The sequence below is a fragment of the Streptomyces sp. P9(2023) genome (genome assembly GCF_032436795.1).
GTDB lineage: Bacteria > Actinomycetota > Actinomycetes > Streptomycetales > Streptomycetaceae > Streptomyces.
In genome coordinates this window covers 1-277 of record NZ_JAUPWM010000420.1, presented here as the reverse complement: position 1 = coordinate 277, position 277 = coordinate 1, and the positions used below count along the sequence as shown (strand labels likewise).

Here is a 277-nt window from a genome sequence, read left to right as displayed (position 1 = left end):
GTCGTCGAGAAGCTGTTCGCGCAGTGTAATAATCCGACCAATGATCGTTTTCTGCTCTTGCCAACGTTGCGTTAACTCTGCTTTTTCAGCTTCATCGCTGGCTTCCTGATTACATAGCTCATCTAAACGATGTGTATCTACAACTTGACCTAAGTATTGAGCACGCTTAAGCATATCAATTTCTAGCTGTCGCTGATGACAAGCAGTTTCAAGTTGGGCTAGACGCTTAGGGGGAGTAGTAATATTAATAGCAATACGCGCACAGGCCGTATCCAAC

At 44.8% G+C, this 277-nt stretch carries 1 protein-coding gene; it reads right to left on the bottom strand.

Annotated elements, in window-relative coordinates:
- On the bottom strand, positions 1-277 hold a 277-nt coding region (locus Q5762_RS38185), incomplete at both ends, for a hypothetical protein (protein WP_315896909.1).